The 24,967-nt window shown below is 44.3% G+C and carries 18 protein-coding genes; 10 read left to right on the top strand and 8 right to left on the bottom strand.

Features of this window, described 5'->3' with window-relative positions:
- The first annotated feature begins 33 nt into the window (after nucleotides 1–33).
- Both ACM0P2_RS11790 and ACM0P2_RS11795 read left to right on the top strand, forming a co-directional pair.
- Nucleotides 34–1,245: an aminotransferase class I/II-fold pyridoxal phosphate-dependent enzyme gene (locus ACM0P2_RS11790; protein WP_419226621.1), complete on the top strand. Its 1,212-nt coding sequence runs from the start codon at nucleotides 34–36 to the stop codon at nucleotides 1,243–1,245.
- A gap of 136 nt (nucleotides 1,246–1,381) precedes the next feature.
- Entirely contained in the window at nucleotides 1,382–2,557 is a 1,176-nt protein-coding gene (locus ACM0P2_RS11795; RefSeq protein ID WP_419226622.1) for a saccharopine dehydrogenase family protein, read from the top strand.
- A 160-nt stretch (nucleotides 2,558–2,717) separates the two neighbouring features.
- On the opposite strand, the gene ACM0P2_RS11800 is transcribed toward ACM0P2_RS11795, so the two are convergent.
- Together ACM0P2_RS11800 and ACM0P2_RS11805 are read right to left on the bottom strand one after the other, a co-directional pair.
- Nucleotides 2,718–3,899 (bottom strand): pyridoxal phosphate-dependent aminotransferase, encoded by a 1,182-nt coding sequence (locus ACM0P2_RS11800; protein ID WP_419226623.1) that lies wholly within the window; start codon nucleotides 3,897–3,899, stop codon nucleotides 2,718–2,720.
- Between the two features lie 297 nt (nucleotides 3,900–4,196).
- On the bottom strand, nucleotides 4,197–4,928 hold the full coding sequence (locus tag ACM0P2_RS11805; RefSeq protein ID WP_159117675.1) for a hypothetical protein: 732 nt from the start codon (nucleotides 4,926–4,928) through the stop codon (nucleotides 4,197–4,199).
- Between the two features lie 354 nt (nucleotides 4,929–5,282).
- Here ACM0P2_RS11805 and ACM0P2_RS11810 point away from each other — a divergent pair, with 354 nt between their 5' ends.
- The 3 genes from ACM0P2_RS11810 to ACM0P2_RS11820 all read left to right on the top strand — a co-directional run bounded on the left by ACM0P2_RS11810 (nucleotide 5,283) and on the right by ACM0P2_RS11820 (nucleotide 7,877).
- The gene (locus ACM0P2_RS11810; RefSeq protein ID WP_159117674.1) at nucleotides 5,283–5,546 is read left to right on the top strand and encodes a DUF7218 family protein; all 264 of its coding nucleotides are present in this window, start codon (nucleotides 5,283–5,285) and stop codon (nucleotides 5,544–5,546) included.
- A 172-nt stretch (nucleotides 5,547–5,718) separates the two neighbouring features.
- Nucleotides 5,719–6,705: a DUF1852 domain-containing protein gene (locus ACM0P2_RS11815; protein WP_419226624.1), complete on the top strand. Its 987-nt coding sequence runs from the start codon at nucleotides 5,719–5,721 to the stop codon at nucleotides 6,703–6,705.
- A 131-nt stretch (nucleotides 6,706–6,836) separates the two neighbouring features.
- Nucleotides 6,837–7,877 (top strand): methionine synthase, encoded by a 1,041-nt coding sequence (locus ACM0P2_RS11820; RefSeq protein ID WP_419226625.1) that lies wholly within the window; start codon nucleotides 6,837–6,839, stop codon nucleotides 7,875–7,877.
- A 129-nt stretch (nucleotides 7,878–8,006) separates the two neighbouring features.
- On the opposite strand, the gene ACM0P2_RS11825 is transcribed toward ACM0P2_RS11820, so the two are convergent.
- Nucleotides 8,007–8,861, bottom strand: coding sequence for a hypothetical protein (locus ACM0P2_RS11825; protein WP_419226626.1), 855 nt, complete (start codon nucleotides 8,859–8,861; stop codon nucleotides 8,007–8,009).
- Nucleotides 8,862–9,299: 438 nt separating this feature from the next.
- On the opposite strand from ACM0P2_RS11825, the gene ACM0P2_RS11830 reads away from it, so the two are divergent.
- The 3 genes from ACM0P2_RS11830 to ACM0P2_RS11840 all read left to right on the top strand — a co-directional run bounded on the left by ACM0P2_RS11830 (nucleotide 9,300) and on the right by ACM0P2_RS11840 (nucleotide 11,095).
- Nucleotides 9,300–10,172, top strand: a complete 873-nt coding sequence (locus ACM0P2_RS11830) for an EamA family transporter (protein WP_159117671.1) — start codon at nucleotides 9,300–9,302, stop codon at nucleotides 10,170–10,172.
- 116 nt (nucleotides 10,173–10,288) lie between these two features.
- Nucleotides 10,289–10,507, top strand: a complete 219-nt coding sequence (locus ACM0P2_RS11835) for a DUF2945 domain-containing protein (protein ID WP_159117670.1) — start codon at nucleotides 10,289–10,291, stop codon at nucleotides 10,505–10,507.
- Between the two features lie 15 nt (nucleotides 10,508–10,522).
- The gene (locus ACM0P2_RS11840; protein ID WP_419226627.1) at nucleotides 10,523–11,095 is read left to right on the top strand and encodes a DNA-3-methyladenine glycosylase; all 573 of its coding nucleotides are present in this window, start codon (nucleotides 10,523–10,525) and stop codon (nucleotides 11,093–11,095) included.
- 18 nt (nucleotides 11,096–11,113) lie between these two features.
- Here ACM0P2_RS11840 and ACM0P2_RS11845 read toward each other — a convergent pair whose 3' ends face one another.
- Nucleotides 11,114–11,431, bottom strand: coding sequence for a hypothetical protein (locus ACM0P2_RS11845; protein WP_159117668.1), 318 nt, complete (start codon nucleotides 11,429–11,431; stop codon nucleotides 11,114–11,116).
- A 162-nt stretch (nucleotides 11,432–11,593) separates the two neighbouring features.
- Between ACM0P2_RS11845 and ACM0P2_RS11850 the strand changes: the two genes are divergently transcribed.
- Nucleotides 11,594–12,001: a hypothetical protein gene (locus tag ACM0P2_RS11850; protein WP_173359951.1), complete on the top strand. Its 408-nt coding sequence runs from the start codon at nucleotides 11,594–11,596 to the stop codon at nucleotides 11,999–12,001.
- Nucleotides 12,002–12,048: 47 nt separating this feature from the next.
- Here ACM0P2_RS11850 and recD read toward each other — a convergent pair whose 3' ends face one another.
- The 3 genes from recD to recC are packed head-to-tail and all read right to left on the bottom strand — an operon-like array spanning nucleotide 12,049 to nucleotide 21,835.
- Nucleotides 12,049–14,196: an exodeoxyribonuclease V subunit alpha gene (recD, locus tag ACM0P2_RS11855; RefSeq protein WP_419226628.1), complete on the bottom strand. Its 2,148-nt coding sequence runs from the start codon at nucleotides 14,194–14,196 to the stop codon at nucleotides 12,049–12,051.
- 8 nt (nucleotides 14,197–14,204) lie between these two features.
- Nucleotides 14,205–18,209: an exodeoxyribonuclease V subunit beta gene (gene recB, locus ACM0P2_RS11860; RefSeq protein ID WP_419226629.1), complete on the bottom strand. Its 4,005-nt coding sequence runs from the start codon at nucleotides 18,207–18,209 to the stop codon at nucleotides 14,205–14,207.
- Nucleotides 18,206–21,835, bottom strand: coding sequence for an exodeoxyribonuclease V subunit gamma (recC, locus tag ACM0P2_RS11865; RefSeq protein WP_419226630.1), 3,630 nt, complete (start codon nucleotides 21,833–21,835; stop codon nucleotides 18,206–18,208). The genes recB and recC overlap by 4 nt, the downstream gene beginning before the upstream one ends.
- Nucleotides 21,836–22,518: 683 nt before the next feature.
- On the opposite strand from recC, the gene ACM0P2_RS11870 reads away from it, so the two are divergent.
- Nucleotides 22,519–23,172, top strand: coding sequence for a dUTP diphosphatase (locus ACM0P2_RS11870; RefSeq protein ID WP_419226631.1), 654 nt, complete (start codon nucleotides 22,519–22,521; stop codon nucleotides 23,170–23,172).
- Between the two features lie 120 nt (nucleotides 23,173–23,292).
- On the opposite strand, the gene ACM0P2_RS11875 is transcribed toward ACM0P2_RS11870, so the two are convergent.
- Entirely contained in the window at nucleotides 23,293–24,966 is a 1,674-nt protein-coding gene (locus ACM0P2_RS11875; protein ID WP_419226632.1) for an AMP-binding protein, read from the bottom strand.
- Between the last annotated feature and the right edge of the window lies 1 nt (nucleotide 24,967).

The following is a 24,967-nucleotide window of genomic DNA, read 5'->3' on the forward strand; positions in this document are numbered from 1 at the left end:
GTTTGAACTGGCACAACTAATAAGGGTTTTGTTTTGAAGTTTGCCTCTCGCGCTACCGCTATCTCTCCGTTTCTTGCCATGGCCTATGGCGAAAAGGCCTCTGCTCTGGAAAAGCAAGGTAAAGATGTTATTCGTCTTAATCTTGGTGAGCCAGATTTTGGCGCTCCCGAGCCTGTACTTGCAGCAATGAAAGAAAGCTTGAATACCCCAGATTTTCCTTATACGTCTGCGCTAGGTATGCCTGAACTCCGAGAAGCCATAGCCCGCTTTTACGAATTTAAACACGGCGTAAAGATAAGTCCTTCACGGGTGGTCGTAACCGCCGGCGCGTCTGGTGCGTTACTTTTGGCAAGCGCGGCCTTGGTTGAACCCGGCGATAATGTGATATTGGGCGACCCGTCTTACCCCTGTAACCGACGCTTTTTGAACGCATTTGGCGCAGAAGTAACGCTGGTGCCAACACGCAGCGAGGATAACTTTCAATTAACCGCTGAAAGTGTTACCGATAATTGGAAGCAAAACACGAAAGGCGTGCTTATAGCCTCCCCTGCCAATCCGACAGGTACGGCGATTGATATAGACGAGTTGATTAAAATTGGCGAATACTGCAATGCCAACGGTGGTTTTTTAATTGTTGATGAGATTTACTTGGATCTCTCACTTTCTATTAATGACGATACTACCCAATCAACCAGCAACAAGAACGCCAAGCTTCGAACCGTACTTGCTAACGCTAAACTGGAAGACACTGTAGTGGTTATCAATAGCTTCTCTAAATATTTTGGCATGACCGGCTGGCGCCTCGGCTGGTGTGTTGTGCCTGAAGCGATGACACCCATCGTTGAAAAGCTCGCGCAGAACTTGTTCATTTGCCCCTCCACCCTTTCACAAAAAGCCGCCCTTGCTTGTTTTACTTCTGAGGCATTGGCGCAATGCGAACAAAATCGTGTAAACCTGACAAAGCGGGCCTCTTTCGTTTTTAATGCACTTGAAAAAATCGGCATTAGTTTAGATGCCCAGCCAGACGGTGCTTTTTACGCTTTCATCAATATTAAACACACAGGGCTAAGTGCTATTGAGTTTTGTGACGCCCTGCTCTCACAACATCATGTTGCACTTACGCCCGGCAATGATTTTGGCGAGCACAATGCCGACCACTATGTAAGGCTGTCTTTCGCTACGGATATGGACCGCTTAAACGAAGGATTAACACGTCTGGCTAAGTTTGTTAAGTCATTAAACTAACGGTTTATCGCCTGCCGTTTAATTTCGTGAATAGACAAATATTACCGAAAAAAATGATAGATATCCGCGCTTGTGCGTATATTGGATATCGTATATTGATGACACGTGTCAAAACGAAATAAAACAGGACAAAACAATGAGTAACGAACGGGAATTTGATGTAGTTATCTTCGGTGCTACAGGTTTTACGGGCAAACTAGTAGCTGAATACTTTCAGGCACAGTATGGCAATGACAGCAGCGTTAAATGGGCAGTTGCAGGTCGTAATGAAGCTAAGCTTAACGACGTAAAACAGGAGCTAGGTATCAGTGATAGCGTTGCCAGTATTGTAGCCGACGGTGATGATGCCGACGCGCTAGATGCTATGACTAAGCGAACTGCGGTTGTACTCACCACAGTGGGCCCTTATCAAATTTACGGTGAAAAGTTACTCTCTGCGTGTGTTGATAATGGTACGGGGTATACAGATTTATGCGGTGAGCCGGCGTGGATGCACCAAATGATCAATAAGTATGAAGCGAAGGCCAAAGAAACTGGCGCAAACATTGTATTTTCTTGCGGCTTCGACTCAGTACCATTTGACTTAGGTGTTCACTACTTACAAGCGCATGCTAAAAAGCAAACTGGCGACGTGATTGAATACGTCAAAGGTCGCGTTCGCAAGATGCAGGGAACCTTCTCTGGTGGAACGGCTGCCAGCTTAAAAGCAACCATGGCTGCTGCTCACAAAGATAAATCGGTAATGGCCGCGCTTATCAACCCGCATTCGTTAACCGATGGCGCATCAAACCAGCCTCAGCCCGACGGCAACAAACCTTATTTCGACGAGCAATTAGGTACATGGGTTGCCCCCTTCATTATGGCGGCAATCAATACGAAAAACGTTCACCGCACGAACTATTTAGGTGGCTATGCCTATGGAAAAAACTTCCAGTACGATGAAATGATGATGACAGGTCCTGGCGAAAAAGGTGAGGCCATGGCCAACCACGTTGCTAAAGATAAATCGCTTGCAAGCGACGATGGTCCTAAGCCAGGTGAAGGCCCTAGCAAAGAAGAGCGTGAAAACGGTTTTTACGATGTCATGTTTGTGGGTACCGCAACGAATGGCGATATGCTAGCCGTATCGGTAAAAGGTGATAAAGACCCAGGTTATGGCTCTACTAGTAAGATGATTTCAGAGTCGGCGCTTTGCTTGTGTAAAGACGTAAACCTATCTGGCGGCTTTTTCACACCAGCGGCTGCTCTTGGTGATAAGCTAATAAACCGCTTAGAAGAGAAAGCAGGCTTAACGTTTGCTATCGAAAAATAAGAGCTAAAATAAGAGCTAAAGCAAAGACTTAAGTAAAATTCAAACTTTGTTCCACTCTATCAAAACGTAGGTTGCATTTTCGCACAACTAATATGAAAAAGGCTGAACACTAATAGTGTTCAGCCTGTTCTTTCTGCGCTAGGTATTATTATTGTTTTTTCTAAGCAAGTACTGCTTTTAATGCTTTAACGCACGCATCTGTTTCTGAAGGCGTGCCGACACTGATCCGTGACCACGAGTCGTAGCCTGGCCATGTGCGCCCTACCACCTTTATACCCTGAGCTTTCATTTTTTCCGCGAATACATCGTGCGGCATACCCGTATCCATATAGATGAAATTCCCTTGCGGATTTGGTGCATACGGCTGGTTCAACTCCTTTGCCACTTTCACTAGTTTTTCACGCTCGGTTTTAATGCGTGAACGCATTGTGTTTAAGTTAGCATGGTCGTCCATACTTGCCATACCCGCCACTAATGCCAAATAGTTCACACCACCCATGCGTAGCATGCCACCCATAGTTTTAGCTTGTTCGGCAGGCATAATGGCATAGCCTAAACGCTGGCCTGCCATCGCGTGAATCTTAGAAAAGGTGCGGCATATCACCACGTTGTGACCTTCTGCTACTAGCTTAGACTGCACATTAGCTGGATAAGCATCAGACATTTCAATGTAGGCCTCATCGATAAACACCTGTGCTTTCTTTGACACGCGCTTTGCAAAAGCAGTCAGTTTGGCTGCATCGACCATGCTCCCCGTGGGGTTGTTGGGATTACATACATAAACGGCGGTCGTATCGTCGGTTACAGCTGCCTCAATCGCATCAAGGTCAAATGTCATATCTGCCGTAAGGGAGACATAAGTGACATCTGCCCCCATAAACTCAGCGCCTCGCGGTACCCCTTCATAGGTTGCCATAGAGGTAACTAGTTTGTTGCCATTTTTCGTGATCCAGTCAGCGTAGCCAAAAAGAATAGGTGATGAGCCGTTTGTAATAACAATTTGGTCGGCAGATACGCCCTCTTGCTCTGCAATTTTTTGCGCTAATACTTCAACGGTAGCATCAGTGTAACGTGCTAGATTTAAAAGCTCGCTTTGCATCGCTTTTACAGCTTTCTTTGATGGGCCAAAGGCATTTTCGTTTGACGACAAGCGAATAAGACCGTCGTTCACATTAGGGGTGGCTGATGGAAAGTGTTCGGTTGGCATACCTGCTGCTCGAAGGTCACCCATAATACTGTCGACACTGGTCGTCAATGCCACTGCACCAGCGCCTAAACCCACTGACTTCAACCAATTGCGACGTGAAGAATTCACCGTGGTTTGTTGTACATTTTTATTCATATTTCGCTCTGCCTTCCATCTACAATATCTTTAGACTAAAGACTTAATTTTGAACGTGCAATAGGATAAAAAACGTAAACCATTGACTCAAATGCACTTTTTGCGTGCATAAAACGCACTAAAGTTGACAATACAAGAAGTTTTAAGGTGTTAAGCTGTTACATTGCGGTGCAGTGGTATTTTGAGCATTTGAGCGTTTGCGACGAATGACATTTTTTAAACAAACTGGAGGGGAGTTAGAGCGTGAAGACTCACGCTTTAACAAATTGTCTTTAACAAGACGATGCTTGAGAGAGTTTATTTAGCGCGTCTAGCTCTCGAGAAAGCGACTAGAGACAACAAAAAGATACCAAATGTTGCAGGCTCAGAAACCTGGGCAATTGAAAGTTGTGCGTTTCGGCCGATATCATAAGCCTCGTCATTAGCCCTAATATACCAAGTTCCATCATCGAAAAACTCTAGATCAAACGTAATCAACGTAAGAAGAGCTTCTTCACCTGTGTTGACTAAAGTACTCATTTTAATATATTCGCCTGTCAACGAATTTACAGGAACGTAAGTATCGAAAGATATTGATAAGAAATAACTTTCTAAATTACCTGTAATTTTACCTGATACGGTCAAGTTTTCGCCAAATTCAGCATAATAGCCCTCTGGTGGAACCGTACCTGTTATTGACGTGGAGTAATCTGTTCGACCAATTATACTAAATAGAGCATCAGAGCTATCTATCCAAGCATCGTCAGAGGAATACCCCGCGTTATATATGATCAAATTGTCTACGTGATTTGATGGGCCATCGTATTGAAATGAATAGAGGTTAGACGAATTAAAACGAAAGTCTTGGCCATAAGTGAAGCCATCTACAACAATGTTACCTGATACATCTATTGGATCTGAAAAACTATTGTCACCCTTTGTGCCTAAACAATCAGAACAACTTCCAGTCCAGCTAATTATCGTTCTGTTTTGAGCATCGGTTTCAATAATCAAACCAGCCGATGCTGACGATGCTAATCCTATGAGCACTAATGAAAGACATATATTTTTAAAATACATTTTAATTCCTTTTTTAATTTTAATAGCTTAATTGCTGCGAGACATAAGCAAATTCTAATCCATGTTTTACTTTTATATTTTTCATAAGGTTATAATTTTTCTCTGAATTTTTGTAAATTTTATCGACACTCGACAAGCACTACAAGCTACGACATCTTTTAAATTTCACGAAGCAAAAAATAAAGCAGCAATCGTTTGAGATCCAAATGGATACAGCATGTAACGAATTGTATTTATCAGAGTGTCCTCCGCATAATTCTTTAAACTTTAATACGACAACTTAAGTACAAAACTTTGTTATCACCATTAAACAGGAGTTTCAAAATGGCTAAGGATCACGGTGCTCAAATTAAAAACGACGATACTTACGAAGCGCTTCGCGATGAAGGGTATAGCAAAGAAAAGTCAGCGCGTATTGCCAATGCACAGGCAAACAGCAAACAAACGCCTTCAAAGGATGGCGGAAAAGGCAAGAAGTACGAGGACCGCACTAAAGATGAGCTTTACCAAAAAGCAAAAGAGGTAGGTATTGAAGGTCGCTCAAACATGAGCAAAGACGAGCTAATCGACGCTCTGCGCAACCACTAGTGGCGGGCACACCGTTATCTAAATAGCAGCGTTAAAAAAATCAATGAGAATATTTCATACAAAAATGAAATTAAGTCATTTTTATTCATAAATAAAACCACGTATAACGTACTTATAGCTTTTACAGCCTTTACATTACTCGGTTTAATCTTTTGAATAGAAGCGCATTCTCATGAACAGTAACGTGGACACAAATTTCTCTTTTACTATTAACAGCGTTAAGTTTGATGAAGATTATCGCCCGTCAGACAATACGCGCATTACCACAAATTTTGCTAACTTAGCGCGGGGTGAGCGCCGAAAAGAGAATTTACGCGATGCATTGAGCATGATTAACAACCGCTTTAATGCACTAGCTAGCTGGGACAATGAACGTGGTGACCGCTATGCCGTTGAACTAGAAATAGTATCGGTAGATATTGATATAGAAAGAAACGGCAACACCTTTCCCACTATCGAGATATTGCAAACCAATATCATCGATAAGCAAACCGGAAAACGCACTCAAGGTATCGTGGGTAACAACTTCTCGTCTTATGTGCGCGATTATGATTTTAGCGTTCGTCTATCAAATCATAACCGTGGGCAGTCATCTTTTAGTATACCCAACGACTTTGGCGACCTGCACGGCAAACTTTTTAAATACTTTGTTAATTCAGAAGCCTATAAAACACACTTTTCAAAGCTGCCAGTAATTTGCTTGAGTGTTTCTGACAATAAAACATACCGCAGAACAGAGAACCAGCACCCTGTATTAGGTGTGGAATATCAGCCTAATGAAACGTCGCTAACTGAGCAGTATTTTAAAAAGATGGGCTTAAACGTGCGCTATTTCATGCCGCACAACAGCGCCGCGCCATTTGCTTTTTATTTCTTCGGCGACTTGCTAAACGACTACACCAATTTAGAGCTTATTAGCACGATTGCGACCATGGAGACGTTCCAGAAAATCTATCGCCCAGAAATTTACAACGCAAACGCACAAGCAGGTCTAAGCTACAAGCCGGACTTAAAAAATAGCGACCATTCGGTAACGCGCATTGTGTATGACCGTGAAGAGCGCAGCCAGCTCGCTGTTGAGCAAGGCAAGTTTGTAGAAGATAATTTTCTGAAGCCTTATCAACACAAGCTACAGCAATTTACGGCTAGCTATGCTTAAAAGCTTCCTCTTTTAGCGCGGCTCATCACGTTCAAACAGGGCTAATTGAATTCGAAATGTCGATGAAAAGGGCAGTACGCCCTGCCCTGTATTCACCTATCCGAATTATTGATTAAAAGAAACCAAACTACATGAAAAAACTACTCCCCACCTCTATTGCAGGCAGTCTTCCAAAACCATCATGGTTGGCAGAACCCGAAACGCTATGGTCGCCTTGGAAGTTAGAAAGTGAAACGCTGGAAGAAGGTAAAAAAGATGCGCTGCGCGTTACGCTTCAGGAGCAGACCGCTTCTGGCATCGACATTGTTTGCGATGGTGAGCAAACCCGTCAGCACTTTGTGACCACTTTCATAGAACATCTTGATGGCGTAGATTTTGGAAACCGTAAAACCGTGCGTATTCGCAATCGTTACGATGCTAGCGTACCTGTTGTAACCCAAGCGGTTACGCGACCAAAATCGGTATTTGTTGAAGATGCCAAGTTTTTACGAAGCCAGACTGATCAACCTATTAAATGGGCACTTCCAGGCCCAATGACTATGGTCGATACCTTGTATGACGACCACTATAAAAGCCGCGAAAAGCTTGCATGGGAATTTGCAAAAATTTTAAACCAAGAGGCGAAAGAACTAGAGGCAGCGGGTGTAGATATAATCCAGTTTGACGAGCCATCTTTTAACGTGTTCTTCGATGAAGTTAATGAATGGGGTATCGCCGCATTAGAGCGTGCTATTGAAGGGCTGAAATGTGAAACCGCTGTTCATATTTGCTACGGATACGGTATCAAAGCCAACACAGATTGGAAGAAAACACTGGGTACGGAATGGCGTCAATACGAAGAAAGCTTTCCTAAACTAGCGAAGTCCAATATTGATATGGTTTCGCTAGAGTGTCATAACTCCCATGTTCCTATTGAGCTGATTTCGCTTCTTAAAGGCAAAAAGGTAATGGTAGGCGCTATTGATGTTGCTACAGACTCGATAGAGACACCCGAAGAAGTAGCAGCTACATTGCGTGAAGCATTAAAGTACGTGGATGCAGACAAGCTTTACCCTTGCACTAACTGCGGTATGGCGCCACTTTCTCGCGCTGTTGCGCGAGGTAAGCTTGAGGCATTAAGTGCAGGTGCCGACATTGTAAGACAAGAATTAGCGCTAAGACGAACTGCTTAACAGGGGCCGTTTCGGTTGTGCCTGTAGCGTACAAAATGTAAATCAATTCTTATAGAGTAAAAGTAAAACCGGCGTTTTTCAGCGCCGTTTTTTTACAAATTAAAAATTTGCTCTGAAAATTTGGCCTGGTTAACGATTATTAACGAGCATATCTGATAGAGGCATAAGTCTCACTTCGGCGCAAAAAAGTGGAGATTCACTTTTTACCCATCCCGCGCAAGTAAGATGGCCAGAGTCAGACTCCACAGGCGCAACAAGCATATTTAAACAGTCGTTACTTTTAAGTTGCTCGAGCTGGTCGTTGTCAATGCATAAATTTTGCGATACGTAGATCATGGGGTTTTTAATTAAATCGTAACTAAGAGCCTGGGCTCTTTCTAGCATGGCTGAAGACATCAGAGACAGTGGGTAAAATTGTGGAAAGCGCACTTTATCTGCGAATTCGTCAATATATAGCGATTGGTCAGCAAAGGCGCTCAACAAATAATTTTTAGCATTACCGACTATCATCCATTTCCGCTTTAGAAACACATCCCCATCTAACAACGTCCTGTCCGCTAGTCGAGCTAAGTCTTCTTTTTTATATTTAACTAAAGGGCTTTTTACCGACATAAAATCTGACTGCCGATAAAACCCCATTAAACTCGCCTTACCCGACGCCTTTAAAATCAAACGCTGTGACTCCTGTTCACCCTGCTCCGTCTGTGAAACCCTTTGAGCCTTGAACATTAAGCTTAGCTCGTCTCCCTCTTTGGCGGGATTTACGAAGGTAAATTCGTAGACTGAATAGCGTCTTGGTTTGATGTTAGACGCACCTCGATGAATTTGAGTTTCTATGAATAAACCAAGTTGAAACCCAAGCGCGATAGTGCCATGAAATGGATTGCCCGATATTCGCTGCCACCGCATAGGGTCGTGAAATAAGTTAAAATCATCAGTGGCGTTGCGCGCAATATCGATATGTAACTGGGTAATTGTAAACAAGTGCTTTCCTTAAATTAGGAAATATCAACCGACTACTATCACCCACACTTCTTGATTGGTGGATACGGTGAACAATGTATTTAGAAAAATAATGGCCTGAATTACGTTCGCACTTCAGTATAGGTGATGGTAGCGATACATACTAATATTCAAGAGTTCATGCGTTTTAAGCTAACGTAATAGCACAATAGAGCGTTGCTACACCGCAATTTAAACATCAATTTAACTGCCGTTAGCATTGTGCTAAAAAGCTACTGTGCATACTCTTTTAAACGCGTTACAGCTTTGCTGTATTTTCTTGCGTAAAGTAACGCCAAACCTCACTTTAGACACCCTCTGCTATTCAACATTAATTTTCACTACTTTCCCTAATAGACAAGCTTTTCATTTCTAGAAGAAATATAATTTAATTTTGTCTTATCCAAGTTGTAATACATTGTGAATCAACGTTTTTTACTGGCCATTGTCGCAGTGCTGTTGGCCATGATAACTATTCAATCCGGTGCTTCGTTTGCCAAACAGCTCTTTCCAATTGTAGGACCTGAGGGAACAAGCGCCCTTCGCGCTTTTTTCGCCGCATTAATTTTAACAGGTATTTTTAGGCCCTGGCGTGCACGCTTAAGCGCGAAGGGATGGCGGAACGTTTTCTTTTATGGCGCCTGCTTAGGTGCAATGAATATCATTTTTTATCTTGCCATTGCCCGCATTCCTCTTGGTATTGGTGTTGCTCTTGAGTTCACTGGCCCGCTAGCTGTCGCTTTTTTTAGTGCGAGAAAAAAGCGAGATTTTGCGTGGGCTCTTTTAGCTGTTGCTGGCGTTTGCTTGCTACTTCCTGATATTGGCGGAGCCTCTTCAGAAAGCTTAGATCCACTCGGTGTTATCTTTGCACTTACTGCGGGTGCTTTCTGGGCTGGCTACATCGTGTTTGGTAACAAAACAGGTAACGAAGGGTCGGGCGGTGTTACGGTAACCTTGGGCATGTTGGTAGCCGCTATGTGCGTTGTACCCATTGGCATAATAAGCCAAGGAAGCGCTTTACTAAACATCGACGTTATTCTTATAGGCTGCGCTGTGGGCATATTTTCGTCTGCTATCCCCTATACATTAGAGATGAGTGCTATGCGCAATATGCCCAAACAAACGTTCAGTATAATGATGAGTGTCGAGCCAGCCGTCGCGGCAATAGCGGCATTTATCATTATTGATGAAACCCTCACCCTTTCGCAGTGGTTTGCTGTGGCGTTGGTGGTTATCGCTACTGCTGGCAGCTCTATTACTCAGAGGCAAAAACAGGTCGAGACCTTATCTTAGCTCTTAAAATTTGCCGTGCTTTTTATCGTTTTTTCTCTGATTTATGAACTTAGCGCTTACCCGTACCGTTTAAGCAGTATATGGCGCTAACGTTCAAGAACACAGGGAATAATGCGATGAAACACTACGCTGTAAACACAGAAGTTGAATGGGAATGGGGTAACGGTAGCGCTTCTGGCAATATTAGAGAAAAGTTTACCAGTGATGTTGAGCGCACAATTAAGGGCTCATCAGTTAAACGTGAAGCAAGCGATAGCGACCCAGCTTACCTCATAGAGCAAGATGATGGCAGCAAGGTTTTAAAGTCTCATAGTGAGCTCAAGAAGTCGTCTTAATCGGTTTTGCTTGTTATGCAACGGTCTTTTTTCATTAATAACGATGTTGTTGGTATCGCCAAGTCGCTCATTGGCGCCTCCCTTTATAGCAAGGTAGACGGCACACTTACTGGCGGTATCATTATCGAGACCGAGGCATATTGTGAAAGCTGCGATTTAGCCATGCAAAAGCACCTTGTGCGAAGACCCTTATCTGTTGATGTACTCAAAAGCCAAGGTGGTATTGCCTATATCTATTCCGTTTATGGCTATCACAGCATGTTTAATATAGTCACGAATGAATCGGGCTATGCGGACTCGGTTCTCGTTAGGGCAATAAAGCCCACAGTCGGCTTAGACACCATGCGAGAGCGTAGAGGAATAAAAACACCAACTCGGTCTTTGTGTACCGGCCCTGCAAAGCTGTCTCAAGCTCTCGGTTTAACGCCTGCACTGAATGGCATATCTATTTTAGATAAAACCACTGTTTGGATTGAAGGCAACGCCTCGCCGGTTTGCCATGAGAATATTATAAGCTCACCTCGTATTGGTATTGATTATGCCGAGCATGATGCCAAATTGCCTTGGCGGTTTGTAATGAAGCATTAAGGTTAGAGAGTGTTGATGCTATGCGGAGCAAGTGTAAGTTAGCTTACAGTCGATATATTTGAGCAGTTTGTTTACCTCCCTTGGTACCGCTACTTCCCCTGTTGTATTTTTCGCCTCTACAAGTATATCGCAAGCATCATATTGAATTTGCTGACGAATAACATAATCGTTTAGCTCGTCGAACAGCGTTTCTTTTAAAGGCACCATACCTACAAACACATCAGAGCCATCGCGCTTAATGAAGTACGCGCCCTCAATTTCACGTTTTAGTGTATATGCTTGCATGGCATCCAACTTTGTTAAGCGAAAGTGCACGCTAATTAGGGTATCTGTCACTACGTCTCTCAATAATTACTGAATTACTTCTACTTTTTAAAGTGGGCTTGGTCGATTTATGCCAACCCACCACGGCTTTTAAATCTACTTGATCCACGTCAATGCAGCCTAGCCATAAGTCCACCACAATAAAACCATCAGAACTTCCATGCGAAACTTAGTATGCTTACGTTAGTGAACAGTACAGATGCAAACGACGAGATCGTACCAGAACCTCATGGTCTTTATCGGCTGCACCTGAGACCCAATACTCAAATGGCAATAGAAACCAAGCCGGTTTTTGGGGCCAACATTACGCTGCACAGTAGCGTATTAAAACACGATAATTTTGTGGCGACGCCAGATAATATATTAGGCTGGCTCGATCACGGCGGATTATCTTACTTTGCGGTGAAAACTGAAACAACCAGCAGTGACTCTGACGACAAATCAGTGATCCTTCCTTCTCAGTTTTTAAAAGCAGAAGGCGGGATCCTTCGCGTCACGTCACCGACCCGCATCTATTTAATAAGCAAAACACCCATAGATATCAACAAACACGGCCTGTGCCTTTTTACCCCTGTGAGATAGAAAAGTACTCTGCCCCTCAAAAGTTTAGGGGGTCAGAGTACTTATTTCTAATCGTCTTCTAGTACGAGGACCTGCTCTTTGGCAGTGATTCGTTTTATCGCTTCTGACAGCCCAGAATAACGCTTGTCAACCTTCGCAACCATACCAGTGAAAGTGTTGTTATCAGCAATGATTAAGCAACCATCTTTTGAACGGGTTAACCCAGTGTAAACCAAGCCTCGATGAAAAAGGTTAGCGGCCTTCTCGCTGTCAGGCTTCGGCAAAATAAGTACTACATGGTTAAATTCAGAGCCCTGGGATTTATGAATAGTCATTGCATATACGGTCTCGAACTGCGGAACTCTTGACAGTGATATGCTGCGAAGCGCTTGCTTTTGCTGCCCGTTACTCACATTTACGTTTTGTTTGTTATCTGCACTTGGAACTTCGCCTTCATTTTTTGTATCTTGGTAAAACCAAGCATAAAGTTTACCCTTGTTGTCTGGCCAAATTACGCCAACTTCGCCGTTTGAAAGCCGCTGAGGATGATGATTTTTTACTATCATTATCGGCTGGCCCTGGTAGAAGTGCCCTTCTCGCTTTTTAATTTTGTGCTTGATGGCGTCGAATACAAGACTGTTCAAACCTTCAACCCCCATTACACCCTTTCGTACTGGTGTGAGCCATCGGACAAAATTCAGACAACTAAGCGCTTCTTCAGCGCTTTTCGCATCAAATATTGGCAAGAAGCTTTCTTTTGCAAGCTTCTGTAAATCTCGAGTATTTACTTGTTGTTCTGGCAATAGATGAACGCCAGCTTTCAAGCCTAAAAGAGCATTTGACGTAATTTTTGTCTTTTCATCGCCACTGTCATTTTCACCAATGGCGGCAATTGCTTCATTAGCATCGCCACGCTGAATGGCCGTCGCCACCTTCGCCACCTGCCCCTTGAAGCGCTGCGGTGCCTGAAGTGTCGCCACATAAGTTTTGGCTTCCTCATTTACAGGCAACAAGGGGATATGTGGGCAAAGCGTTGCGATACTCTGTCGCATTAAAGAAGGCACTCCTCCCATTGAAAGCGCGTCATCACGAGTACTTGCGTTACTTGATATAGCATTATCACCCTTGTCAAAAACCTCTGTTTCGTCGCTAACAAGTTGTTCTAACACGTTGCCAAGCTCTACCGCAGGCAACTGGTCGGCGTCGCCGATAAGATAAAGTCGAGCATGCTCTGGCAACGCTCTAACGATGCGAGTCATTAACGCTAAATCGACCATACTTGCCTCATCTACTATGAGGACGTCAGCAGTCAATTGGTTATAATGGTTGTACTTTGTTGAAACGCCGAATTCGCGAAGCCCTAGCAATCTGTGCAGGGTTACGGCGTCGGTAGGCACTTTATCAAGGGCACTATCGTCTACCTTCCCCCGAAGTCCTTCTATACTGCTTATAATAGACTCAGTCATGCGCTGCTGCGCTTTACCGGTAGGAGCTGCCAGTACAATTTTTAAATTCTCATTACTTGCCTGGAGCGCGAGTAAAAGGCGCAGCACAGTATAGGTTTTCCCCGTTCCCGGCCCGCCGTTTATCACGCAAAAGCGCTGCATCAAACTCTTAGCAACGGCGATTTGCTGCCAGTCTTGATGCTCTGTGGTCTGTGTGGGGAATATAGCAGGCCAAAGCTGCTTAACTTTTTCGCTAGCCTCTTCAGTTAACGGCTCAAGCGCTGCTCGCATCACAACGTTTCTCGCTACCTCTTGTTCAAACTCATAGTAGCGACGGCTGTAAAGTTTGCCATTGTCATAGACGAACAGCTGAGCAACCTGCTCGTTTTTAAGCGCACTTTTCACAATTTTAAGTAGAGGCGTTAATTCTGGTAACACAAAGCCTGTTTTAAGCGCTTTTTCTTCTCGTCCGCTTGCATGAATTTCGTCTGTTTGAAGTACGTCGCCAGATGGTTGCTCAGCAATACTACTTGCCGCCGAAGGTGCTACCTCTTTAAAAAGCGTAGTTCCCGCAACATCTTTTAAATAAACACAGCTATGGCCATTTCTCTGCATGTACGACAGGTGTACCAATAAACCTGCCCAAATTAAAGCATCACTTTCAGACAGCGGTTCTACAAAGCCAAACTCTTTTGCGACGAACTTATCGATGGCTTCAATGCCAAATAAATTATCGAAAAACGACGACACGCATTGTTGATAGTTGTTCATGACATCTCCTACTCGTCGTCGAAACTAAATTGCTGCTGACCTGAAGCTCCATTGTTTGAGCTTGGCGAGTTTACCCTCGCATCACTTTTCAGCGTGCCATCCGATTGCGCTTCACATGCAGGCACTTCGCTTTCAAGCTCATAGGCTTTGTCTTGATAGGTGTGCGTACCATCCCTACTTGCGAAAATAGCATCGAGTTGGTTAAGTAAGCATGAGGGTATATCAGTATAGAACACGCCTTCCCCTTGCTCGTTTTCTGGATGCATTCCGCGTAAATAAAGGTAGTAGACGCCTCCAAAATGAATATCGGGCTCATAATCTGGCAATGTATTGTTTAAATAACGGTGCAGTGCCAAGCAATAAATTAAATACTGCAGGTCATAAAGGTGATGCTGATTGTTATCAAAAAGCGCTGAAGGTGTGTAGCTCTCTAACGTATCTCCTAACCAGGTCGACTTGTAATCAGCAACAAAAAACTGCCCCTCATGCTCAAAAATCAAATCGATAAAACCATGCATCATGCCTTGTAGTTTTGCGGTCATTAACTGTGGAGCGACTTCAGCTTGACCACCTAGGGTAGCTGCGACGTCTTGTCGATGGCTTGTTAGAACCTCTTTAAGCAACGCCCATTGTGTGTCGTTCATTGGGAAGTAAAATTCCGCCTCACGCAGGGTTTGCTCAAGGGTCAAATCACTCAAACTTAGTTGCATATTAGGATATAACGGCGTTTGTAAGACTTCGTCTAACCACGCATATAGAAAAGGCGTGCGCTTTTCATCTAATCCAAAACGATTTACCAGTTCTTTGCCCGTCTCTTCCCAAGTAGGGTCACTAAAATCGCTATGCTCTAAAATATCGTGGAGCAAATTACCCGCGCTTGCTCCTTTTTCCAGCGTAAAACGCAGGTCACTTCGGGTCACTAAACTCATTTCAACAAACGGGTTGTGGTGTGACGTCATCCCGTCGAGAATCTCACCATCAGCAGATAATGTATTGAGCGCGAATATTTCTTCATCACGAATAGTTTGAAGTACAGGGACACTAGGAAGGTTTTGGTTTGTATCTTCGGCTATTTCAGTATTATTCACTGGGCCAGTAGTTGTTAAACGGCTCATGGCGGAAAACGAATAAAGCCGCCATTCCTCGCTCGCGGTGCCCGTAAATTGAAGTGCCGTAAGTTTAGGAGTTACTTCATTTTGTTCAAAGCCTGAATACACTTCCACAAACTCATCACCGTCTATATAGCTTGCATGAGATTCATCTTCTTCGGCCACACGGCGTAATACACTCGACCAGTCATTACCCAAACCTTCTTCCCCACTCACGCCTAAAGCGCGCGCCAATGCGCTTTTTTCGTTATTTGTAAGAGGAATAACCCCCATGTAACAACGATGTGCCGCACGCGTTACCGCAACATAGGCAAGGCGCATGTCTTCTGCCTCGCTTTCACTTTGCACTCGAGATATGGCTTGCGCAGTTTGACCTAACTGCATTTGCAAATCTTGCTTCTCTTCATCGTAGTAGGTAAATATTTGAGACGTCGAATTACCATTTTTTGCCGCATCACGATAGCCCGTTGCATAAGGAATGAACACAATGGGGTATTCAAGGCCTTTTGAGCCATGCTGCGTTATTAAACGAATTAGTTGGCTATCACTTTCAAGACGTAACGTAAGCTCTTCGTCGCTTTCTGGCTTGTGAATTTGTTTATTTAGCCAGTCGAGTAGCTGTTCAGGTCGCTGGTGAGTGGTACTGGCTTTTTCCAGCACTTCTGCAAGATGCTGATAATTTGTTAGCGCTCGCTCCACGCTATCAGCGTGAGGGAAATAGCTATCTTGCATTAAGTGCAACAGCACACTCATACATCCTTTTTGCAGCCACATATCCCGCAGAGACAATACTTTGTCTATCGCCCTATCCCATGTTGCATCATCTTCGTGATAAAGCAGTTCGATAAGCATCTGTGGACTATAGCCCCAAAGCGGGGACGCTAAACTAGAAGCAACTTTACTCGTATCGTTTGCGTGCCATATACCGTTAAGAAGCCTGAGGACATCCTTCGCTTCGGCACTAGCAAACAAATTGCTTCGGTCGCTCAAATACACACAGGCTAACCCTTTTTGCTGAAGCACATTTTTAATAGCCCCAGCCTCGGTTCTGTCTTTCACCAAAATAGCGATGTCTTGAGGTTTTACCGGCCTAGTCTCGCCATTTCTTAATTCAAAGTGTGCCTCGTTAAGTAAGCGGTAAATCTCTTGCGCAATCCATTGGGCCATTTTACGACGCATGATGTTGGTATTTTCTTTTTCCTCCAAACACATGCTTACGTAGTTCATTGCACTGCGTTGATTAGCAGGGTCAACCAACGGTGTTTTAGCCGCTGCCGCTTTAGACGTAAATTCAACGGGGTTATATTTGATGTCGAAGCCAAACACATCTGTAGGTTCATTCGATGCGACAGGTGCGCCATAAAATAGTCGGTTATAAGCTTTTACCATTCCCTCTACTGAACGCCAATTTGTGTTCATTACCCAGCGATAGTCAGCTTGCCTACCGGCTTTCAAATAGGTAAAGATATCTCCTCCGCGAAAGCGATATATAGCTTGTTTGGGGTCGCCTATCATTAGAAGCGCGCTGTCTCTAGCCGAGGCGCTCTCCTCGTTATCGTTTAAACGGTCTGTTTCTGTTTGTGAGGTCGAATTGCTCGATGCATTGGGATAGACCGCGTCCAAAATAGCGTATTGCTTGGCATCCGTATCTTGGAACTCATCGATAAGCGCCACCGGAAACTTTTTGCGAAGTTCAGGTACTAGTGTATTGCTTGGCTTCACTACCTCATCAGCCAGCATGCGAATTAGATCATCAAAATCAATAAGGCCAAGCTGCTTTTTCTGCTTATCAACACGCCCTTTGATAAATCCAATAGCCTCTACAATCAGCTTAAATACCGGCACTTTAGCAAGGGCCTTTTCTTTTTCGCCAAATACCTTTTTCAACGTAGCAGCAAATTCTTTAACAGGTGTTAGAATTTCCTTAACCCCAGAGGAATTTCTCGCATAGCGAGTTCCTTTAACAAAGGCTTCCGCTTCAGGCGGTGGTAAATAATACTGTGCGTTATCTACGCACGAGCGCAACCAGCTTTTTAGCGCAGCTAATTCCTGCGGCCTTTCTTTTCTATGTGCGGGGGTTTTAATAAGCTGCTCAACCAATAGCCCTTCGTTTTCTTCCACACTTTGCGACAAGGTTTTTACATAAGCCAATGATGTATCGGGTAATTCATCCAACCGCTTTTGAAAGGCATGCTCGATATCTTGCTCGCTGAGCATTAGTGGGGTCAGAGTACTTTTTATGCTGGTACCAAATTCAAGCAATAGCTTTTCAGGTGTATGCCAACCAGACTCTGCCAACAGCCGAAAATCATCTTCACTTTTGCTCACCTTTCGGATGTAATCTTCTGCTGCCTGAAGATACAAGTCGCCCGTGTCATTACCTAAATTTAACGACATGGCAAAGCCACTGTTAAACGCCAGCTGCGTGATCACGTGCTGACAGAAGCCATGAATGGTGAATACCGACGCTTCATCCAGCTCAAGTTGCGCTGCTTTTAATAAAGCCAAACTCTCATCAATATCAAAGCTATTAAACAGATGCTGGTAGACTGGGTCGCAGTCGTCTTTAATTTTATTACCATTATCTTTAGCTTCCTGCCAAATCAGTAACGCTTCTCTCAAGGTTTTAGCAATGCGCCCTTTTATCTCTTCGGTGGCAGCCTTGGTAAAGGTCATTACCAATATTTCTTTTACGGTAAGTTTTTTCTCTAGCAGCAAACGTAAATACAATCGGGTGATATTGAACGTCTTACCTGTGCCCGCGCTGGCCTCAATAAGATGACGCCCCTTAAGCGGCATTGCCACAACATCGAGTAGCCGTGCATTATCTTTGCCTTGCTCATTGGCGTGAGGCTGCGTATCGATTGACATGTCGTTACCAGAGGATGGGGTAAAATTACTCATAACTTCTCCTCTCGAGATGCGTTGTTCACCATAGCTAGTAATATAAACGCACTAAGATGCGGTACGTCATTCCAACTAACCCCTTGCGGGAAGAGCCAGTTAAGGTAGGGGTTGTTCGCTATATCAGCACTAAATTGCCCGCTAGTTTGCTGCCAATCGGTTAACGCCCGCTGCAACTCGACACTGTCAAAAAGCGCCGCGGCATGACCGACTATCTGTTGAACCTTCTCATCTTTTTCTTCGCTTGGTGCATCATCTTTGTCTACGAACGGACATATTTCGTCAATTGTCATTCGAAGCTGGCTTAGCAGCGCCTTGTCAGCTTCGCTGGAACTTTCATTTATTCGCACAAGCCCGCGCAGAATCTCGTTAAACAGTGAAGGGGTTACGCTATCTACGATAGGTTTACTCTCAGAATTTCTCTTGCCGGGGATAATGCTGTCAAAAAGGCTGAGATACACAGGCGTTGGCGCGGAATAAATAGCCAAATAAAGCTGTTCGATAAATAATAGCAATTGCGCGGCGATATCACGTTCAAATGCAGGAAACGTTCGTTTCTTCAGGGTAGTTTCCCCTTTTTCCCACGAGCATGAATAGATTTCTAGTGGATAACCGGTATAGCTAGTTTCTTCATTGCTACATGAAAAGACCAACTGAGAGATGAAAAAGCCCAGCGCTCTGTGAGTATCAACCTTTCCGGCACAAAGCTCTACTAATGCATCGCGACCTTTGTATGCCGCAGTGCTGAAGGTAATATATTTCCCTTTAAATTGTGCCTTTTTAGGGTCCGCATCGTGAGGGCCCATAGCTTGACTCAGCGCTAGTGCCCCTTCTTTCCACATTTCCACTTCATCCATCGCCACAGCGTTATTAGGGATATCCCCTCTTAGGGATGCATACGTGATCACCTGTTCACTGTAAGTAAGTTCATTGGAGTCTTGTTCACCAGCTGACATGCGATCTGGCGATGAAAAAATAGCGTCTAGCACTTGATAACGAAGCAGCGCATTAGTCTCAAAGGGTTCGCTGTTTTCAAGCAAGGTAAAGGATTGAGTTAGATTCACTCCCAACCTCTGAATAGCAAAGTGTTCAAGGGGATCTTTAAACGCTCTGGCTATTTGCATATGTGATAAACGTAATTCTTGGGCTGCAAGTGCGTTTGGTGGCTGGATAGTCTCGGTTGCTGATTCGCTAGCCATGCCTTCTATTGATTGCCCGTCGTTAGCACTTTTTTCGATACCTGCTCGATAATTATTCTGCTGAAGCGCATCGGCCAACCGCAGCCACCCTGTCTCATAGCTGGGCAACACACCAGAAAAAACCGCCTCGCTGAACGGATGTAGTGGCGCATGAACCGCGTAGCTGTCTAAAGATAATGCGTAGCTATTTTCTAGCATATCCATAAATTCAGCCAACACAAGACTGGGCTGCCTTTCACTATTATTGGTGACATCGTTACCTTGGTAGCTTAGATACAGGCTTTCCCGCGTTGAAATAATGGCTTCAAGGAATAAATACCTGTCTTCCAACCGCCTAGAGCGATCGCCAACTCGACGACCCCAGCCTGCCATTAGGTCGAGCCCTAAGGGGCTCGATTTGCGAGGAAATTCACTGTCGTTCAACCCTAATATACACACCTTTTTAAACGGAATACTTCGCATTGGAAGCATTGAACATACGGTGACTTGGCCGGTCATAAAATGGTTTCCCGCATCAGGCGAAGAGAACCGATTAAGTAAAAGATCGCGGACCTGACGCAACGTTAACTCGTGCTCGTAACCCGCTTCTTCGCACCGTGCGGCGAGATCTGCTGCAACCTTGGCAATAAGATCCCAGCTTTGCTGCTGATCATTTATCGGCATAAAGCAGGCGTCACGAAGTGCAATCAATGCCTTTGACCACTGTTGTGGTGTTCGCGGTGCCGTTAATTCCTGTGCGAACTCGCCCAGCAAGACGACAACTTCTATAAGCTTGCCCAAGGTAAGGGCACTTTGCCCCTCTACATCGGGAATGGTAAGTAAATCACTTACTATCATTTCACTATCTGGCGCGAGCATTCCCATAAGTAATCGACGAATTCCCCACCACCAGCTGTAAGTGTCGTCTAAGCTAACACCCTCTGAAACAGCAGTTTTATGGGCACTATTGAGCCCCCAATGGATATGCGCTTGTTTTAACCAAACCACCATTTGCTCGATATCATCTTGAGACACAGAAAAGCGCTTTTGAACAGAATCAAGCTGAAGATAATCTAAAATATCTGACACACCAAAACGGCTATCCGGTAGCTGGAGTAGCGCCATGAATGCGGCAATAAGAGGCTCCGCATCCATCGGGCTTCTGTCGGCTATGGTGCAAGGGAGACGCACCTGCCCAGTACCGGCTAAAGATTTGGTGCCTACTCTGTGAAATACTGCGTCTACAAAAGGCGCATAATTTTCTATCGCGGGGCACATGACCAAAATATCAGAAGGTGTTCGATTTTTGTCTTGAGAAAGCCAATGCAATAAGTGATCGTGTAAGACTTGGACTTCTCGAAGCGCTGAATGGGTGCACATCACGGTAACGCTGTCGTCGTTTTCTTTTAATTGACTATCAATTGGCTGAGGATGTGCAGCGTGCAATATGTCGTTAAGGATATATTCGAGCAGGCCTTTGCCATTAACCTGTTCGTTTGTTCTATCACCCTCTCCTACACCTTCAAAATCTGGCGAATCAAATGCACTTATCTCAAACGTGTCTAGCTCAGTAAGCAGGTTAAATAACTCTCGTCCTTGCTTGCCTAAATTGCCTAACAAAGGGTTAGACTGGTCTTCTTCCATCCACTTTCTGAGCCCTTCTAAACGAAGTAGCTTCGCTTGCTCGCTACTGCTTTTCGCTTCCCCCCAGTAATTGACACTTGGATTAAGATGAAAGATGTGAATATCGATATGCTGAGCGAGCGCGTCAAAAAACGCAATAAGTTGGGGAGCCATGGTATTGATAGCGAAAACAATGACACGCTTGGGCAAGTTAGCTGGCACTTTCCCCGCTTCGAGTGCTTCTAGCGTCATTTGGTGTAAGCGAGCAGGATGCAAGGGCTGATCTTTCGCTAAAATACGCCAAATTTCACTTTGCCATATTTCCATATCATCAAAGACGGCGCGCTCATTATTCTCCCATTTGAATAGCCAGTCTGGTCGATAAAGTAAATACTGTTCGTAAACGTCAGCCAAGGCTGTTGCAAGCTGAAGACGTTGTAACCCTTGCTCTTGTTCACTGCCTGCGCTCTGCCAGTATTTGTTTACCTGCTCGAATGCGTCGCTATCCATTAACGAACTATCTTGAAGAATATTATCTATTCGCCACGTCAACACTTCTCGGCGATAAGGCGATTGCTTTGGTACCTTATCAGTTCCTAGTACCGTTCGCGCAGTATTCCACATAAAGCGCACCGGCAAAGGGTAGTCGATATTCATCGCTACACCGTGTTCGTTTGCTAGCTGCATACTTACCCAGTGCTGCATTCCTGGGCTTTCAACCAAAATTGTTTCCGGCGTAAATACGCCCAAAGGCTGTTGACGTAAAAGCGTAGTAAGAAGAAAACTTAAATGTTCTAATTTGTTAGAGGGATATAGCGCAAGCAATCGAAAAATCCTTTGTAGAACGTGCTTTTAGATACAGTGAAGATACCGTGCACACATCGTCGACGTTATAATTTAGTGTATCGTATTCAACAAAGTAGTTAAGTTATTTCTCTAAAAATTGATAAGCAAATGTCTTATGCGTTAAAAATAACGGTGGGAGTCTCTTTACAATAGCTTCATTCACGCCATTCATTAGCGATGTGCGGGTTGATGTTTCAGAGGCAAAAACATTGAACGTGATCAAGCGGATAAAAGAAAAGGTGTAAGAGCCACGTTTTTCGAGCAAAAAAAACCCACACAGACCTCAGGACACGAAAAATCTGTATGGGTAAGGTTTACGGTCTACTCAGTAACAACGTGAATAAGCGTTGCCTGGCACTCATTCACGTTAGCGCTACTGCGCAGCACTGTTAACACTATAAGATTTTGCATGTTGGGTGCCAACTTTTTAACTTCTAAATATCAATAACTTACATATTTTTCGAGCCATTTGGTTTATACTTAAGGTTTAAGCTTGGTGCAAATGCACCACAAGCAAGCACGGGGAAATACCAATGCGCATAAAGCCAAATCGTAAGGATGAACTCGCTTTTAAACGATAATTAGCGGTTTCTCCCAAAGCACCATTCAAGTACAATTTCACCTTTATAAAACGCAATATAATTTCACGGTCAGGAGCAACAATGTTAACCGCGCAACAACTCGCCACCATGCTTTCTCTTCAAGATAAAATGAACGCAAAAGTAAACCCAGACTGGCTGAACGCAGGTTATGGCTACCTTCGTGCGGCAATGGTCGAGTCGGTTGAGGCTATCGAGCATCACGGCTGGAAATGGTGGAAGGCGCAGCAGAAAGATTTGCCTCAACTTCAAATGGAGTTAGTTGATATTTGGCATTTTGCATTAAGCGCCTGCATTATTGAATACAAAGGCAATATTGAGGAATCTGCTAAAAGCATTGCCTCTGAACTGGCAAGTGGCAACGCCTTAGTTGCGTTTGACGGTAAAGACTATGACGCATCAAATCAGTCGCTTCTTGATAATTTAGAGTTGATGACTGGGCTCTGTGCCGCTAAGCGCTTTAGTGTTCCCCTATTTATGTTCATTGTAAGTCAGTGCGACATGTCGGCCGACGAACTGTATCGTCAATACGTAGGTAAGAATGTACTTAATTTTTTCCGCCAAGATAATGGTTACAAGGATGGGACTTACGTAAAAGTATGGGAAGGCCGTGAAGATAACGAGCATTTAGTAGAAGTTATGGACGCACTTGACTTAACTAAGCCTGAGTTTAGCGACCTGGTTTATGAAGGTTTACGCGCTCGCTACCCTTCTTGAGCGTGGTTGCATTTCGTTTAACACGATAAAGCAGCTGTTAACTGAGCGTTCAAGAAAAAAGCTCTGTCTATGACAGAGCTTTTTGATGTTCATCAAATCCGATTGAGCTAGTTAGCACGTCTACGCATCAACCCACACTAATTTGTCACTGTAGTTACCCTGGATAATATCTTCGAAACGCTCTTCTAATACGTGACGCTTTACTTTTAATGTTGGCGTAAGCAGGTCGTTTTCAATGCTCCATTCGTTTTTCATCACTACCACACGATCCATAACCTGATGACTTTCCAGCTTAGCGTTGATAGCGTCGAAGGTTTTCTTAAGACTTGCTTCAATTCCCGATTTATCTTTTTTCTGGGCCTCTTCGCTTAACACCAATAAAGCAACAGGCTGAGGTAGATTCGTTCCCGTAACGCACACCTGTTCCACAATTGGGTTTTCCATAAACTTAGCTTCAATAGGCGCAGGCGTCACATACTTGCCTTTAGCCGTCTTAAATATATCTTTCAAACGGCCCGTAATTTTAACGTAGCCGTCAGCATCGATAACGCCTTTATCACCGGTTCGCAAGTAACCATCGTCAGTGAAGACTTCGGCAGTTTTTTCTGGCTCGAGATAATATTCCAACATATTGCATGGCGACTTAACCTGAATTTCGCCCTCTTCAGAAGTACGAATGTCAACGCCATCGTACGGCTTACCGATACATCCTATTTTATCGTGGCGGAATGGAACGCTACCTGTACCATAAGCGCTGTTCTCGGTCATACCCCAACCTTCGGAAATATTGATCCCTATTTTGGCAAACCATTCTATTACCGCTGGTGCAAGTGGCGCCGAGCCACTAGCCCATAAGCGGGCATTGTTAATTCCTAAGCCGTTACGAATTTTCTTCGCTACAATCTTATTCAAAATTGGAATTTTCAGCAGTGTGTCTAGCTTCTTCTGTGGCATCTTCGCCAACACGCCCATTTGGAACTTCGTCCACAGGCGAGGAACCGAGATGAACAAGGTTGGCTGACAGTGACCAACGTCACGCTGGAAGGTAGCCAAATCTTCAACAAAGTGGATTTTCCCGCCGCTGTAATAGCTTGAAAGCTCAACAAGCACTCTCTCAGTGATGTGTGCGAGCGGCAGGTAACTCATGGTGCGATCATCTTGATTTATACCCAACTGATCTAACGATCGACGGGCCGCCCAACATGCAGTGTTGTAGCTATGAACGACGCCTTTTGGCTGGCCTGTGCTGCCCGACGTATAGATAATGGTCATGATATCGTTCATGTCGTGAACCGGCGAATCATCAATAGGCGCAATATCCATGAATTCATCCCATTGCTGTTTGGTAGCGATATTAGGATACGGGAAAGCAACGGTTAGGTACTCGGCAGGAATAGAAGCAACCTGTTCTGCAGTATTGTCTAGTTTGCCAACGAATAAAAGCTGTACGTCTGCATGTTTTAACACGTATTGAACGGTATCTGGCCCGGCTGTGGAGAATATTGGAACAGAAATGTGACCGGCCATCATTATGCCAAGGTCAACGATAAACCACTCTGCGCAGTTCTTTGAAAAAATGCCTATACGGCTGCCAGCAGGATAATTCATTTCACGAAGACGTGCAGCGACTTTTCGAGCCTGTTCAGCCACTTGCTTCCAAGTGAAATCGTGATATTCACCCTTTATTGGTTGAGTAAGAAATACGTCGTCCCCTCGGCTTTTTTCCCAGTGGTACAACATACTCAATGGCGATGTTATTACTTCCGTAGTATTTGCTGTCATGTCTAGCGGCATA

This window comes from Alteromonas sp. OM2203, assembly GCF_048517045.1.
Taxonomy (GTDB): Bacteria; Pseudomonadota; Gammaproteobacteria; order Enterobacterales; family Alteromonadaceae; genus Alteromonas; species Alteromonas gracilis.

Excerpts from the sequence above, each read along its gene's own strand:
- ACM0P2_RS11795 (WP_419226622.1), top strand. The coding sequence starts at position 1,382 with ATGAGTAACGAACGGGAATTTGATGTAGTTATCTTCGGTGCTACAGGT.
- ACM0P2_RS11800 (WP_419226623.1), bottom strand. The coding sequence starts at position 3,899 with ATGAATAAAAATGTACAACAAACCACGGTGAATTCTTCACGTCGCAAT.
- ACM0P2_RS11810 (WP_159117674.1), top strand. The coding sequence starts at position 5,283 with ATGGCTAAGGATCACGGTGCTCAAATTAAAAACGACGATACTTACGAA.
- ACM0P2_RS11815 (WP_419226624.1), top strand. The coding sequence starts at position 5,719 with ATGAACAGTAACGTGGACACAAATTTCTCTTTTACTATTAACAGCGTT.
- ACM0P2_RS11820 (WP_419226625.1), top strand. The coding sequence starts at position 6,837 with ATGAAAAAACTACTCCCCACCTCTATTGCAGGCAGTCTTCCAAAACCA.
- ACM0P2_RS11835 (WP_159117670.1), top strand. The coding sequence starts at position 10,289 with ATGAAACACTACGCTGTAAACACAGAAGTTGAATGGGAATGGGGTAAC.
- ACM0P2_RS11840 (WP_419226627.1), top strand. The coding sequence starts at position 10,523 with ATGCAACGGTCTTTTTTCATTAATAACGATGTTGTTGGTATCGCCAAG.
- ACM0P2_RS11850 (WP_173359951.1), top strand. The coding sequence starts at position 11,594 with ATGCTTACGTTAGTGAACAGTACAGATGCAAACGACGAGATCGTACCA.
- recD (WP_419226628.1), bottom strand. The coding sequence starts at position 14,196 with ATGAACAACTATCAACAATGCGTGTCGTCGTTTTTCGATAATTTATTT.
- recB (WP_419226629.1), bottom strand. The coding sequence starts at position 18,209 with ATGAGTAATTTTACCCCATCCTCTGGTAACGACATGTCAATCGATACG.
- ACM0P2_RS11870 (WP_419226631.1), top strand. The coding sequence starts at position 22,519 with ATGTTAACCGCGCAACAACTCGCCACCATGCTTTCTCTTCAAGATAAA.
- ACM0P2_RS11875 (WP_419226632.1), bottom strand. The coding sequence starts at position 24,966 with ATGCCGCTAGACATGACAGCAAATACTACGGAAGTAATAACATCGCCA.